Here is a 14123-nt window from a genome sequence, read left to right on the forward strand (position 1 = left end):
TTTTAGTAATGTTTATTATATCTGTAACCCCTAAAGTGTGGAGTTCGTTTGGAGGAAAGGAGATGTTTTTAAGCTTAATCCGCTGATGAAGATGGGGTACTTCCAATTGAAATTTAAGGGTATGTTAAGCTATTATGTGAGACCGTAATAACTCCTTATTCAAACTCATATTAAATTAATGATCACTTAATTAATTTGGAGGTTTGAATGAGCCCTTTACCCTCATCACATCGACTCACCACCGCATTCCTAAACAATCTTAAACCCAACCCCCCAAGCGCTAAATCAACCGACTATGAAGTTAACCTATCTGCTATGAAAGACTCTGGTTTACCAACGGGTGTTCGTTGTCTAGTGGGTAAATCAGGTGGTAAGCGATTTCTGCTGCGCTATACCAGTCCAGTAACAACTAAGAAAGCTTCCATTAGTCTAGGTAAGCACCCTGAAACTGACCTAGCAATCTTACGTAAGATTGCTAAACAGTATCGCCAGCAAATCATCGAGGGTATTGACCCCAAGCTTGAACGTGATGATAAGTCTGCGGATCTCACCATGACATTAGAACGCTTCTTTGAAGATGTGTATGTTCCGCTAGCTAAGCAGACTAAACGCAGTTGGGATGATGATGTCACTCGATTTAAGTTGGCTAAATCAATACATCATGTGCCCATCAATGCCTTAACCCCAGCGCACTTAATCAAGGTGCAACTCGAACTAACCTCAAGAACTCAAGGCTCTGGTAAGCCCTATGCTGTAGCGACCATTAATCGCGTATTGGCATTGCTCAAGACGATTAACAAGCAAGCCTACCGCTTACTGGATACGCCATTCATAGCCGATAAGGTCAGCTTATTAAAAGAAGATAATGTTCGTACGGGTTACTTGTCTGAATCTGAACTCAAGACCTTTATTGGTCATGCACTTGAGTATGAAGATAGAAGTACAGGGGCGTTCTTAGCCATGTTGTTTTTAACTGGCGCTAGAGATAAAGAGCTGAGATTTCGCTTGTGGTCTGAGGTAGATTTGCATGAGAAAACACTCTTTATTCCGCATACCAAGAATGGCAGTAGTCATATTATTTATTTAACTGATTACATGGTGCAGATTTTGGAGTCAGTCCCTAAAGTGACAAATAACCCTTATATCTTTGCAGGAGAAAAGCTGGGTAAACCTATTAGTCCAGCTCGTCATGCACTCAAGGTCATTAAGGCTAAGATGGGCTTGCCGGATATTCCTGGTGACAAAGCGAATATCACTCTGCATAGCGCAAGGCACACTGTTGGCTCATTGCTGGCCTCACAAGGTGTGCCGTTACATGACATTGCCAAGCAGCTAAACCATTCTGACCTATCAAGTTCAAGGCGTTATTCTAAACTGACGGTAGGACGTAGACGAGATATTGGTTCACGCTTGTCTGATATGGTTTCAATGCCCAGCTTGCCATAACTACCATATTAACATTGACGAAAAAGCCCCTGTTTAGCTCACGCTAAGCAGGGGCTTTTTTCATTATTAAAGGAAAATTATAGTGAAGAAAATGACTCAGTTCGACCAGATAGCATCACTACCAATCCCAACCCATATAAAAGACCAATTACTCGCTCATCTGATTGAGCCATTCGGTGATATTGAAACCGCGCAGTCAATTTGGGATGAGCTAGGTACAACGCTGTACCTCATTGAACATAGCGACACTGATAACTCGCTTACATCTGAAACCGATGATGACCAATACTTTATCCAGTTTGTTAGTGATTACCCTGAATGGGTGTTCTTACTTAACGATGAAGATTGCCCTTGGTTACTTGCTCTGACTATCACGACCTCGGCAGGAAGCGGTGCTTATTTGTGTGCACCTATGGATAGCCGAACATTACCCGTCACTAAGCTTGCTGAACAAGTTGAAGACTAATCTGTAACTCAATTTAACCTAGTTAAAACCACATAGCATGGAGGTGCCTCATGGCGCATAAATCGAAGAACAAAACGGTAGTATCAAAAGTAGAAAGTATTAACGAGCCAGCCATTAATGAGCAAGCCGATAGCGTTATCAAAAATGAGCAACCAACATCAACCGAAACTGAAATAGCACCGATTAACCACTTCAGCCATATCGTTCTAGAAGGCAAGGCCAAGAAGCTATCACCTAAAACGACTAACCATGTGTTCTATGAAATAGCCTTACATTATGAAGATAACCAGCTGTATTTACGATTATCGGGCAGTGAAGGTGGTGGGCTTCACTCTAAGGAATGGATAAAGCTTGAAGATATTTTCACTGTACTTGATGAGCAATCAGATAAGCCTTTCAAGAGCACCGTGATTAAATCAGTATTTAAAGGTGGCAGCGCCAATAACGCTGGCTTTATGGCGGCGTGTTTACGTGGATTGCTACTTATTAATCCTACTGAAAAATCGGTGTTTCTGCATGCTTTAGCGCCTGAGTACGCACAACGTCGTGATGAGTTGCGCTCGCTAGTTACAGCTGAAACTACTAGCAAATAATCTGTAATTCTTCATCAAACCTTGTCTAGCCTTTAACCCGTAACACCTTTCTAAATTGACATACACCACTCTACCCAAGAGTACCGACCTAACCTTTTAAAAGAGATTTTATTATGAACTTAACTTTTAACGTTGAGCGCTTACTGCTGCCTGTAACTGTGGATTTGCAAGATAAGCTGAACGAGATAGCTAACCAACATAACCTGCCAGCACCATCAACTAAGGCTTTAACTTTCAACTTTCGAGATACCAGCTACAGCGCTGAGTCAGGCGGTTGGCATCCCGTTGAAATCCGTATCGAGCAAGAAGGTGGGCAATGGCATTTTAGCTACATTACTGACTTTAGCTATGTAGGGCATCCATACCCTGAGCTGGCTAAAGAGGTCGATTTTGACTTTGATAATGGGCTAGTGTCATTTGCTTACATGCGACCGCAACCTATCAGTGAGATTTCAGCAATGGACTTCTACCAGATGTGGGAAATGAACTTTTTAGCCTATGTCGAGATGGATGTTTTCGATGAAATAAAGGTAGCAACAGACTAGGTCATAAGGCGTTAGTAGAGTCTAAATCACCATGTATGAACCATAAAATTGAGTTGAGAGCATTAGAAAATATTCAGGCTTGCCATTGCGCCATGCGAAGCGTGGGGTAATGGCAATGGTTGTACTCATGGAGATATCACCTACAACGTTTTGCCAATCCGTTGAGTCAGAATGTCAGGTGGGAGTGATTTGATGGGGTTTGCAAGATGGCGTTTAAACCAAGAGGGGGATTTTGATTTTAACTCGTCTAGCTGGTTTGTACTGAGGTTTTGGCATTAGTTGCTCCCATTGCTTTTAGATAGCAATGGGAGTTTTGTTTAATCAAGTGTTGTTACGAGAATAGGGAAAGGTGCGGATTGCTATTCATTTAGACTAGCTGAATTTCCATAATATTCTCCTTATATTGCACTCAGCCCGGAGGCAGATTATTAATTAGTTTTTAACCCTAGCGCTAAAAACAGCCCCCTTTTTCATGTTCCCATATCTTATAAGGGCTTTTGAATTTGGCAGTTTAACGCTATCCCTTGATACGCATGGGGGATTTGAAAATCGTTACACTGTGGAATATTTAGGAAAAGTATCGTGATACGTCGGCATTTATCCCCTATTAAATCAGTACTAGAGCCGATCTACTCTAATGGTATTACCTAATAAGTAGAGTCCACATAGCTCTGTAACTCTTGCTTCAACTGGTGCCTAACCCAATCAGGTGATAGCACTTCAACATCGGGCAACCACGCTTTAATGTGGCGCAATAGCGCTTGAATGTTATTGCTCTGATAGCTTGCCAATACATCACCAGACTCTAGCTCTTTTAATACGACAAGTTCATTGGATGTGTTTTCTTTCAAGATAGCATCTAATGCATGTTGGTTAATCACTACAAGTACTTCAACAGTGTCGAGCTGATACCTGTCTAGTCCCACGCCAGAGAGCTTTATTTCGATGTTATTACACGGAGTGTATTTATCCTCATATCGGATTAACTCGCTAATCTGGCTTACTCTGAGTGAATGTAGGCTATTCCTGTTAACCCCAGCCAAATACCAGAGGCCACGGTCATTGACCAACCGATAAGGTGAAAATTTATCGTACCTCTTTCCATTACACGTAAAGGCAATGATATGCCGACGCTGAATCGAATTAATCAATTTATCAAAGATGGCTGCATATTTACTCACATCCTCGGTACGTGGATTCTTAAAGAGAAAGGGTGGGGTTTTCAAGCTATTCAACACACCGTTACTTAAATAGTGCTTACCTGAAAACAGCGTATCCAGTCCTATGTTTAAAAGCAGCAATGAAAGCTCTCTGCTTGATTGTCTGCCAAGTACCTTAGGGTCTAGAAAATAACAGCTACCTTCACGCTCAATTGGCAATGTGTTTAATCGCTCATTGAAGTCCCGTTGTAGCGTTCTTTCTGATACACCAAATTCACGACTGAGTTCATCTAGCCGTAGTTTTTCACCTGTATTAAGTCGGGTCAGGATGATGCCTAGTCTTTTAGCTAACGTGTCGTGTTCTTTCATGTAACGCATTGTAGATAGGGCACTCGTCAGGTGGTGTCGGGCGTTGTGGAAATATGATTTTTCCTAACCCAACCCTATAGCGCTAGCGAAACTGTTATAGGTTTCATCATCTTCACAAGTTCAACACCCATCAGGTATTGGTGAATTTGCCAGTGTTTGTTCACCTGCTCGACACGACCTGTCGAGTACCTCAATCATAATTCTAAGCTTGCCAATCTCGACTCAATCAATGTGTTGGGCTTTGGCGTATGTAAATCAAACCACAAAGGAAATAACAATGAAAAAAGCAGTAATGTGTTCAATCATCTTAGCAGCAGCTCAAATGGTCATTTCATCACAAGCAGTTGCTCATGGTGGTAGCGGTGGCTCGTTAGGCGGCAATCCCGTGTTAGATAAAGGTCAGCTGGAAGCGAAGTGGAATGGTAAGGCTGGCCCACAATCAACACCAATCTCAGGAATAATCGCGCATTGGAACGCAGATGCTTGTGGGACGTTAAATGGTAAGCAGTTTGATCCTAAAAAATGTGCTGCAATTAAAGTTAAATAGGACGGTATAGAGCATGTCATTTTTCAATAAATTAACGCAGACTGGTAACGGGCCTAAGCTATGGACTTGCCACAAATGCAGCAAGAATACAGATGTTAAGGGTGGCACATCATGTAGTCGATGTGGTCAATGGGTGTGTAACTCATGCAAGCAAGTCACCCAGAACTACTGTAAGAAGTGTTAACAAAATAGTATTTAAGTGATTAATGATAAACAGAGGGCGATATCAGCAATGGTATCGCCCTTTTCATATTTGAAATAACAGGAGAATGATATGAAGAAAAATGCGATGTCGGTTTACTACCCTAATAAAGATACTCCAACTCGCTATGAGGTTTCGCTGAGTGAGTCGGGATGTAAAAAAGGGATGGTTATTGGCGGAATGATAGGATCTAAGGTGCCGCACCCACTAGGTGTTCCCGTAGGAATTGTTATCGGTTGCTTACTGGGAAGTATTTTAGGTAAAGCTGATTAAATTATGAAAGTAGGGGGGGATCTCTACTTTTTTTCTGAAACGATAAAGTACTTAAATGCATCGCGCATGGACTTAAGTAACTAAAAAGCCTTTAGCTAAATTGAGTTTTGTTCTGTGTTTGCTAACAAATTAATAACCCTGCATATCGGGCAGGTGAATCTAACTTGTTAAATCCATGGAGTATTAAAAATGAAAATCTTCGAGCAAATCATCGAACAGAATACAGCTGAACTGAAAAATGGCAACATGCAATCTTATTTGGAGGTATTGGATGATAGTATCTGTCAATATGAAAGGACATTTGGCCCGCTGGTCGAGTCAACCTATCTACGAAATTATGTTAGGTCGTGTTTTAAGAATGATTTAGCCCAGAAGAATGGGCACAACTCATTTGGCCGCAAGCAGTTCAAGATATACATCAAGCGGTGGTTCCGTAAAGTAGGTTCCAAATAAGCAGAGTGCGATGCGCAATGAATGCATCGCACTATAAGTGTTTGCTGAGTGGACCGGTACCCTATAGGTAATAAATATAAGGTTTGGTGTCCTGTTTGCTTTACCATGTTAGCGGAAAGTAATCCGAATTTAGAGAGTGTTCTCTAGTTGGTGTTGTAATAGAGGGACGCTACTTTGTTTGGAATGCTACTTGCTGTTTGACTATAGTTAAGTCCCTTAGCGTCATGGTTTTTGGGTAATGTTGATGATTTTAAGCTGAGGTCAACCCATTAATACATTCGTATTTTTTAATGTTTCTTTATGCATAGTAAAATCCAGCCGTAAGTCCAGAGGAAAATATAACAGCCCATGAGGATGTGAAAAGTTGAAGATGCATAAAACTCAATGACATTGCCATAAGGAAATTTGTCAGTAGTGCCCCAGAGGGTGAGCATAGGAGTTAATGAGAACCAAAAGCTGCAAGTAGTCATTGGGATTAAATGTATAGCCAATTTGCTTTTTTTAAAGAGTCCAGAATAAAGTAAGGTAAATAATAAGCTCACAGTAATAAATAATCTTTCAATGGTAATAAGAAAGATGGGTGGTGAGGACTTTGCCTCAAATAAAATGAGCCAAGTTAATAAGATTGTTACCCCAATAAACATGCCGATAAATTCTTTTTGCATATCAATCTGCTCGGTAATGCTAGGTGTTGGATGAACATTAATTCTATTTTGTAATAAATGCAAGGGTCTGAGTTTGCAACTGTTGTTTTAAGTTGAATTTAGAAGTTTGTACTTTTTATTAATTTATTTTCAAGATTTTCTGCATGGTATTTACGTGCTTCAGTGTTCGTTTTGCTGTACATGCGAATAATGAGTGGTTGTTTCAGTTCTATGTCTTTTGTTTGCCGTGTATTGATTAGAACCTTGAGATAATGAAGCTCCCAGAGTAGTAAATGCTATGAGCTACTCAGTGGTTCAGTCATTATTGACTAGTTGCTAATGGATATGCTTAAAATGGCCATGAAGTTCCGTGTTTATTCTCATTTTATTCATAAAAAATATCGTGTTAGGCTGTTTTTTTGCTTTTTCGTTTATTAAGGAAGCCTTCAAGGCCAAAGGACATTGGTGCACTGTTGATGGATACCTTAAAATAACTTTGAGAAAGGGATGTGCAGCAATGGCGGCATGGGCTCATACTGGGATAAGTCTTTAGGAGCTGGTCAAATGCAACATCAGTAAGGTAGTAGGCCTTCATATCGATAATGCTACCACTAGCGTACCAGCATTTATTTTTATGAAAAACATGCTTTCCATGACCATTTTTCTCAATGATATATACTGTAAGCGTCATAGTGAATTACCTTCTGCGGATTGATTTTATAATTTTGCTTTATGCCCATATTACACTTGTACTAATCGCCTTAGTTGGTTGGTTACTTTTCTTTTGGTTTGTAAAAGCATTGACTCAACAGAATTTAACTATATTAAACTTGTGTGTTGGTATGTTGACTCTAAATGTAAATAAGTCTGGGTGGTGATTTTTATTATTCAACTTTAAGTCAAAATTTTGGCTTAAAGTTGGTTTTTTGTTTTTTTTGTTCATTTTGGTTACTCGGTAAATAATTTGTGCTGGTGGGTTTTAATTGTTAAAGTATCAGGGTTGATTTAATATATCAATTTAGTTTGCTCGTTAAGTTTAGGGTGCATTAATTTAGATTGCAGGACGTTTTTGTTTTTCGAGATAATATAATGAAAAGATATCTACTCTTATTTAGTATAGTAAGTTCTTTTAATGTAAATGCCGCTGCACCATTCGGTTTAGAGTGGGGCTCAGATTTCCTGCATTATGGCGAAGTAGTACAAAAAGGGGTTTATAAAGAGGTGGTGGCCATTGAATTGCCTGAGCATGATTTTACGGTCGAATCTTATCGATTACTTGGTACATCTGAAGCTGGCTTAATGAAAGCATCAATGAAAACTTTCGATTACTTACTTTTTAGCGAAAAACTGGATTTTGATTATGCTGAACAGGAAAATCTATTGCAGGCAAACGGGTTTCAAATTAGAAAGTTTACACCGCGCAATACTTCTTCCTATGAATGTATTTTACATAGTAATTGCACAGGAAGAAGGTTGGAGGCTTATCATAGTGACGGCACATCTGTTGTATTAGAAGTTAAGATTAAAAATCGAAATACAGCATACATTTACTTGGAGTATTCCGCGCAAGAGTTTACTGCTCCTAATGAGTAAGTGTCTCCCTCTTCTTTGCTGAAAAGATCACTTTCTTAAATAGTGAGTATGTTAGTGGCATGGTGACTAAGTACCTGTGGACGTGACGAGCCATACGGGTCATTAAATAGTTTTTTTTGCCCAGACCGTCATTTATTTAGCCAGTTAGCGATGGTTACAGCATCGCCCTCTTTGTTCCAGCATTGTGGCGAATCAATGTTAATGTCTGTGCGAATATTGAGTTGAGGGAATTTCTCTTGAATCACCTGAATCATTACCTGAGAAGTTAATTCGGCCACTTCTTCTAGTCTATCTAGAGGGGCCTCAAATACAAAGGCATCATGAAGGGCCACAATCAGTTTGGCATCGTATCGCTTATATAGCTGGTGTAGACGGTTGCCTGTCATTTTAAACAGCGCGGCAGCGGTGCCTTGAACTGGCATGTTTACCATCCAATTTTTTTCTTTCCGATTGCGTTCTGCATTTTCAGAGCGTAGTCGCTGTAGTCCCGTAAATGTGCTTACATAACCACGGATGGCTCCGTATTGTGGGGCGGTATGCATTGCCTTATCTAAGGTTGGAAACATGGCAAGGAATTTGTCCATTAACAGCTGCGCTTTAGACTCTGGTACTTGAAGCTTTTTGGCTAAACCATAAGCCGATATGCCATAGATCAAGCCTAGGGTACACTGTTTCATTACGTGACGTTTATCGGCGTGATGTTCCTTAAAAATATCTGGCGAACAAGTTTGGTGTTCAACAGTCAGTTCATCCCAATAAAATTCTTGAGCTAAAGCAGAGTAAAGATCTCCAGCGTTATATTTCGCAATCAAGTTAACATCGTTATAGACCGCTGCGGTGATCGCCACTTCAATCTGAGCTAAGTCAACCTCGCCAATACCATAGCCTGTTGGTGCAATAATGATGGGGCGCAATACAGCAGGTAAGCCAAGAATATTAGGAGCCATAGTTGCTTGCCTTCCAGTGACTGTATCGAGGTGTTTGTGTATGGGATGAATGCGACTATCCATGCCTACAAGCCCCGGCTGAAAGATCACGTCTTTAGATATTGCTGCCATGTTGTTGTATTTAGCAAGTAACTTAATAGCTGGGTGTAAGTCATAGTGCTTGCTTAACATTTCACGCTGAAAGCTATAGTCGTTGCCGTCTTTGAAATACTGAAGTAGCCCTAGAGAGTCGAAGAAAGCGAGCTTGGCATCATGGCTATTCGGGTTATTTAGACCATAGCTGTTAAGTTCAGATTGCCAGCGGGCTAGCTTTTCCTTTGTGCTAGCGAGAACTTTGGCACACTGTTCGCGGCAAACCTGAACGCCATTTCTTTCCATCGTTGCGTTAGTCTTTACCCACGGCATTTCCACTTCGAGTAAGTGATTATGAATTCCCTGCATGATAGTGGCTTGAACTTGCAGGTAATAGAGCTTAACAGCATTAACGCTATTATCTGCAATATGCTGGGTAGATAAGGGGGCGAGCCCATAGCGAGTTGCCGTAGTCGTTAGACTATAGAAATCATCGCGCTCTTTAGTAAAGCTATCTTTGGCTTCCACCTTTTCAGTTAAACCATCAAATTTTTGCTGCTTTTCGAACTGATGCTGTCCTAAATAACGGGCTTTTTCGGCGATGAGAATATCCCAGATGTAGTTAGGTTCATTTAACTCTAGTGCCCAGATGCAGTGTAGAACTATATTGGCATTATAAGCTACGAAGGTAGCTGGTAAGTCGAGAACAAATTGAAGCTTTTCTATTTGAAATTCCGCTTTTAATTCGACAATAAAGCTATGTAATTCTTGCGACAAGACATTAGCAGTGCAAAACGTCAGGTAAAGTTCAGTTGGCTGAATAGCTGAGATATCGTGCTTATCTTGACCATTAGGCAAGGTTACGGCGGATGTAATGTATGTATGCTTAAAATCAATGCCAATGCTACTGATGGGTAATTGCAGCGCTAAGTCGATTAGTGCGTCCAGTTCTTTAGCTGAATCTACACGCGTGGTTTTCTCACTGGTGTAACTGGCACTCCTTGGTAATATTGGCGGCCTGTTCTCTTTAGCCTTAGCTTGTTGAAGATGCTTTTCAGTTCCAGGGAGAAAGCTCATGGGGAATACTCCTAAGTAGGGTGATGTATCACCCAAGTAATACGGTCAGGCTGAGGCAGCTTTAGATTGGTAGCGGCGAACAGTACGTACACTGATCCCCAGTTGCTTTGCTATGTCAGCTTGTTTAAGGTTTTCAGCGGTGAGAGCCATAACATCATCGGCTGTAGAATTACTGCTACGAGTGCGCTTAGTGGCTAAACCGAAGTGCTTCCGCAATTCTTCTAGGCTAGAGAAGTCTTTATCGTAAGAACTCGCAAGCGCATCATTACTCTGAAATGTAATGATCTCCCGTGATTTGGTAAATGGGCGTACACGACCAACAGCTTGAACAACGGTACCCATTTCAAGAACTTGAAGCATTGGGTCCACCACGGCTGCAACATCTGTAAAGAGATACTGCTCATTAGCAACTACACCATTTCGACGTCGTGGGTTTTTCGAGTAGGCAATGCTTACATCAATGCGTTCACTATCAGGCCTCAGCTCTTGTATCGAATGGCTTAATACCTTTTCCGTGACGTAGTAGCTATTAAGGCAATAACAACAATCGAACTCTTCATATTGGTTAATGCCAATCACGCCATAGTGAATAACAGGAATCAGGCTTACATCAGAGCGTTCAACATAATGCTCGCCATGTACAATGCGAATATGATGGATGCCTTGTTCTATAAGCATTTGGTTCATAGCCGCCACACAGTAGCCTACATGGTCTTTTTTAGAGACTAGCAATACGCGTTTGCCACCCTGTACGCGCTGAATGATTAGCTGTAAAAATACATCTAAGATCTGTGGTGCATTTTTAATAAAATGAGAACTGGCACCGATTGATGAAGCTATATTCATCCAAGTAGTGCCTTCGCCTTTGAACTCGTAATTGGCGTAAGGCGAATAAAAATCAACACCTAAGCGCATCTTTAAAATAGCTGGATGAGTGGTTCCGCTGTATAGCAGCACATCACTTGTCGAGGTAAATGGGGATGCCGGAAAGCGGATCTCATTGTTTGATAACTTTTCGCGAGAGTCGGCACTTGAATAGCCGAATGCTTGTAAGTCATAGATGATGTTATGGAATGAGTCGCCATATATTTTATCGCCAACAGTTAAAATCTGGGTCATTTCATTAGTGCTAAGGCGCGGGAATAGCCACGCTGTTGCATCTTGTAAATCTTCACTGGGTGCAGCTAATAAGCACATCAAATAATGTTTTATCTCAGTTTTTCTTCTATTCGATATAGCTGACTTATCCGTTGCTTCCATTAACTGGTTCACCGAACTCGAAGTTAGCGTACGACTGTAATTGGCTAGGCTTATATTTGCCTCATCAAATATAACCAGTACTCTTTCGGCGTTGGTGTGCTCTTTCACATGGGCAATGAAGTTAGGGTTGTGCTTAAGATGTGCCTGAGTAGCAAACACCACCTGATTGCCCTGTAAAGCTTTACCATACTGACTAGGCCAAAAGCATTCAGTGTATTTAGGGCATGATTCACAGCAGTCCCTTTTTCCTAATTGACCTAGGTTACGTGCTTCATACGTTGTCCATAATTGGTTGCGTTCTTTGCCACACTCATTGGCGGGACGAGGGCGAATATTCACGACGTTAATATCACTTGGTGGATTTTTGATGAACATGCGCTCATCAATGATCTTGCGTGTAGGAGGCATAACAATGACGAGGTCATAATAGTTTTGACGGATTGCAGTTTCGACAACTTGATCCATGTTATAGGACTTACCTACACCGACTTGCCAACAGATTAAGACTTGGTTGTGTTTATTGAAGTGCTGAAGAACAATCTCAGCACTGTTTGCTTTTCTAAAGTTAGTGAGGGCGTTGCCCCCACTAATAAATAACTTTTCCGCTGACATTAGGCTGCACGACCACGTTTTAGTATTAGACGCTTTTCGATTTGGGGAATTGCCTCTAATTCTTCGTTTGACTTGATTTGGTAAATGTCAGCCAATAAAAACTCATTATTATCGTACGCTTCTTTAAATGCGATAGCCTTGTCTTGGTCAATGCCAACCCCCAGAGGAATATCGCCAGAGTTCACTTCATATTGGTAGCCCTTCTTAGTTATGTTAATCATCAAGCCGCCTTTACTTAGTAAGGGCTGCAATTGTGGCAATAAAGATGTTGGCTTTTGAGCAGACGGAATCGCCAATACTTCCATGCGCTCATCAAGGAAGTTATATACAGGTGTTAGGATACGATGATCGAGTTTGATGTTTGCCTCGCAGAGTACACATCCTTCGCCGTTACATTGGATATAGCCTTTGGCTTCAGTTGCATCAACGTAATGAAAGAACGACTTCTCGAATACATTCATTACAGGAGATATTGCACAGCCCTCTTCATCTATACGGGTACTGTGTAGAAATTGGGGCTTGTTATTCATTGGCTGATTAGCTGATGAAGTGCCAAAAATATCTTCAAATGAGCCTTTCTGATTGCGACCGTGTGTGTTGGCTGTGTTTAGTTCGTTTGTCATGTTTTGTTTCCTCGCTATCTATGATTATTGGATAATTTTATTAATGGAAGCAGTGCATTGACGGGCTTGATTTTTATGGGCTCTGCTGCGCTTCTAGGAGGAATGAAAACACGATTTAATTTTTATCTAAAGCTAATTTTTTCAGTGTGTTACGGTGGCTTGGTTGGTGGTGTTGACATCTAAAGAAATATCTTGAGACGCGCTAAAAAGGCTTAAAACTGGCGTAAAAAATAGCGGTGTATACTAACCCGTCAGGTATAAAGAGGTTTTACGGCTTTTTATGCGACGCGCTGGATTATTGAGCAGTTTCGGCGTGCTGAAACTGTGAAGAAAATCTGATTTATGACAGTCTGATCAGTATGTTTAGTAACATTTAAAACCGTGTTTAATTACATGTTTCTGAGCGCTTTAGCACGATATCCAAACTTGGTTTAAGTACGAGGATTCATTTAGAGAGAGCAGTCAGATACATCTTGGAGGGGTAAGGTTCGGCTAAAGTGGCCACGAAACCTTACTATGTAACTTAAGAGGACTAATGTCCGGTTTTGGTCTAAGTGGACGTCAAACCTAATTTAAATTTATTAATAGGGAAAGCGTCCACTTCAGCCAAACAATAGGCAGCTAAATTCGCGATGCAATTAAATGGGAGATACTAAGCGAATAGCACTTGAATCAAAGTAATTCATACTTCGGAGCACTTTAGGTTTTCCTCGCCTCATAACAACAATTTAATAACTATTACTTTTATTACTGGTTGTGTGAGGTTTTTTATTATGTCTAAATTTGAAATTAACGGTGTGTCATTTGCTAGTCGTTCAGCAGCTGCTCGTCATTATGGCCTAGAGCCTAAATTGGTCAATGAAAGAGTGACTAAATTTGGTTGGACGTTAGCACAAGCAGTAGGCGCTGATCCACGCCCTAGTAAGGCACATAGCAAACCTGTTGAGATTAACGGTGTTAAGTATAAAAGTGTTAGAGAGGCATCTAAGGCACTAGGGATAGCTAAAACGACATTAGCTAGGAAGCTGAAAGCTGGCGGTGGCTTTTGCCTTGTTTGAAGTCAAAATACAGGCCAGTAAATATGGCAGTTCTTGCTAGAGAGGGCCGCATAGTGCTGAGGAATCCCCTAATGATTTTGATAAAAATCATAAATTTAAGGTAGATGCACATCTTGTCATGTGATCAAATGGTTCTGAGAAAAATCAATAACCAGACAACAAGATGTGCGAACTCGATATTTT

The 14123-nt window shown here is 40.8% G+C and carries 13 protein-coding genes; 8 read left to right on the plus strand and 5 right to left on the minus strand.

Features of this window, described 5'->3' with window-relative positions; translation table 11 throughout:
* Positions 1-207 precede the first annotated feature (207 nt).
* The 4 genes from K5Q92_RS22195 (at position 208) to K5Q92_RS22210 (ending at position 3050) form a co-directional block, all read left to right on the plus strand.
* Complete coding sequence (locus K5Q92_RS22195; protein ID WP_220771028.1) at positions 208-1446, plus strand: tyrosine-type recombinase/integrase; 1239 nt, start codon at positions 208-210, stop codon at positions 1444-1446.
* A gap of 82 nt (positions 1447-1528) precedes the next feature.
* Positions 1529-1912 (plus strand): hypothetical protein, encoded by a 384-nt coding sequence (locus K5Q92_RS22200; protein ID WP_220771029.1) that lies wholly within the window; start codon positions 1529-1531, stop codon positions 1910-1912.
* A gap of 50 nt (positions 1913-1962) precedes the next feature.
* Entirely contained in the window at positions 1963-2505 is a 543-nt protein-coding gene (locus tag K5Q92_RS22205; RefSeq protein WP_220771030.1) for a hypothetical protein, read from the plus strand.
* A gap of 113 nt (positions 2506-2618) precedes the next feature.
* The gene (locus K5Q92_RS22210; protein ID WP_220771031.1) at positions 2619-3050 is read left to right on the plus strand and encodes a DUF2787 domain-containing protein; all 432 of its coding nucleotides are present in this window, start codon (positions 2619-2621) and stop codon (positions 3048-3050) included.
* Between the two features lie 647 nt (positions 3051-3697).
* Here the strand turns inward: K5Q92_RS22210 and K5Q92_RS22215 are convergent.
* Positions 3698-4579, minus strand: a complete 882-nt coding sequence (locus K5Q92_RS22215) for a YafY family protein (RefSeq protein ID WP_220771032.1) — start codon at positions 4577-4579, stop codon at positions 3698-3700.
* A gap of 277 nt (positions 4580-4856) precedes the next feature.
* Here K5Q92_RS22215 and K5Q92_RS22220 point away from each other — a divergent pair, with 277 nt between their 5' ends.
* Positions 4857-5126: a hypothetical protein gene (locus tag K5Q92_RS22220; RefSeq protein WP_220771033.1), complete on the plus strand. Its 270-nt coding sequence runs from the start codon at positions 4857-4859 to the stop codon at positions 5124-5126.
* A 274-nt stretch (positions 5127-5400) separates the two neighbouring features.
* Entirely contained in the window at positions 5401-5601 is a 201-nt protein-coding gene (locus tag K5Q92_RS22225; protein ID WP_220771034.1) for a hypothetical protein, read from the plus strand.
* A 740-nt stretch (positions 5602-6341) separates the two neighbouring features.
* On the opposite strand, the gene K5Q92_RS22230 is transcribed toward K5Q92_RS22225, so the two are convergent.
* Entirely contained in the window at positions 6342-6719 is a 378-nt protein-coding gene (locus K5Q92_RS22230) for a hypothetical protein (RefSeq protein WP_220771035.1), read from the minus strand.
* A gap of 1068 nt (positions 6720-7787) precedes the next feature.
* Between K5Q92_RS22230 and K5Q92_RS22235 the strand changes: the two genes are divergently transcribed.
* A complete protein-coding gene (locus K5Q92_RS22235; protein ID WP_220771036.1) occupies positions 7788-8291 on the plus strand; it encodes a hypothetical protein in 504 nt (167 codons plus the stop codon).
* A 128-nt stretch (positions 8292-8419) separates the two neighbouring features.
* Here the strand turns inward: K5Q92_RS22235 and K5Q92_RS22240 are convergent, their stop codons facing one another.
* From K5Q92_RS22240 to K5Q92_RS22250, 3 genes are read right to left on the minus strand one after another with little or no spacing between them, the layout of a single operon-like run.
* The gene (locus tag K5Q92_RS22240; protein ID WP_220771037.1) at positions 8420-10387 is read right to left on the minus strand and encodes a DNA polymerase; all 1968 of its coding nucleotides are present in this window, start codon (positions 10385-10387) and stop codon (positions 8420-8422) included.
* A 45-nt stretch (positions 10388-10432) separates the two neighbouring features.
* Complete coding sequence (locus tag K5Q92_RS22245; RefSeq protein WP_220771038.1) at positions 10433-12259, minus strand: hypothetical protein; 1827 nt, start codon at positions 12257-12259, stop codon at positions 10433-10435.
* The gene (locus K5Q92_RS22250; RefSeq protein WP_220771039.1) at positions 12259-12882 is read right to left on the minus strand and encodes a hypothetical protein; all 624 of its coding nucleotides are present in this window, start codon (positions 12880-12882) and stop codon (positions 12259-12261) included. The genes K5Q92_RS22245 and K5Q92_RS22250 overlap by 1 nt, the downstream gene beginning before the upstream one ends.
* Positions 12883-13655: 773 nt before the next feature.
* Between K5Q92_RS22250 and K5Q92_RS22255 the strand changes: the two genes are divergently transcribed.
* Positions 13656-13940: a hypothetical protein gene (locus K5Q92_RS22255; protein WP_220771040.1), complete on the plus strand. Its 285-nt coding sequence runs from the start codon at positions 13656-13658 to the stop codon at positions 13938-13940.
* Positions 13941-14123: the final 183 nt, after the last annotated feature.

Source organism: Shewanella sp. MBTL60-007, from assembly GCF_019654915.1.
Classification (GTDB): Bacteria; Pseudomonadota; Gammaproteobacteria; order Enterobacterales; family Shewanellaceae; genus Shewanella.

What these genes read in the sequence shown, in the direction of transcription:
- K5Q92_RS22235 (WP_220771036.1), top strand. Translation starts at nt 7,788, where the DNA reads ATGAAAAGATATCTACTCTTATTTAGTATAGTAAGTTCTTTTAATGTA.
- K5Q92_RS22230 (WP_220771035.1), bottom strand. Translation starts at nt 6,719, where the DNA reads ATGCAAAAAGAATTTATCGGCATGTTTATTGGGGTAACAATCTTATTA.
- K5Q92_RS22210 (WP_220771031.1), top strand. Translation starts at nt 2,619, where the DNA reads ATGAACTTAACTTTTAACGTTGAGCGCTTACTGCTGCCTGTAACTGTG.
- K5Q92_RS22215 (WP_220771032.1), bottom strand. Translation starts at nt 4,579, where the DNA reads ATGAAAGAACACGACACGTTAGCTAAAAGACTAGGCATCATCCTGACC.
- K5Q92_RS22220 (WP_220771033.1), top strand. Translation starts at nt 4,857, where the DNA reads ATGAAAAAAGCAGTAATGTGTTCAATCATCTTAGCAGCAGCTCAAATG.
- K5Q92_RS22245 (WP_220771038.1), bottom strand. Translation starts at nt 12,259, where the DNA reads ATGTCAGCGGAAAAGTTATTTATTAGTGGGGGCAACGCCCTCACTAAC.
- K5Q92_RS22205 (WP_220771030.1), top strand. Translation starts at nt 1,963, where the DNA reads ATGGCGCATAAATCGAAGAACAAAACGGTAGTATCAAAAGTAGAAAGT.
- K5Q92_RS22225 (WP_220771034.1), top strand. Translation starts at nt 5,401, where the DNA reads ATGAAGAAAAATGCGATGTCGGTTTACTACCCTAATAAAGATACTCCA.
- K5Q92_RS22240 (WP_220771037.1), bottom strand. Translation starts at nt 10,387, where the DNA reads ATGAGCTTTCTCCCTGGAACTGAAAAGCATCTTCAACAAGCTAAGGCT.
- K5Q92_RS22250 (WP_220771039.1), bottom strand. Translation starts at nt 12,882, where the DNA reads ATGACAAACGAACTAAACACAGCCAACACACACGGTCGCAATCAGAAA.
- K5Q92_RS22195 (WP_220771028.1), top strand. Translation starts at nt 208, where the DNA reads ATGAGCCCTTTACCCTCATCACATCGACTCACCACCGCATTCCTAAAC.
- K5Q92_RS22255 (WP_220771040.1), top strand. Translation starts at nt 13,656, where the DNA reads ATGTCTAAATTTGAAATTAACGGTGTGTCATTTGCTAGTCGTTCAGCA.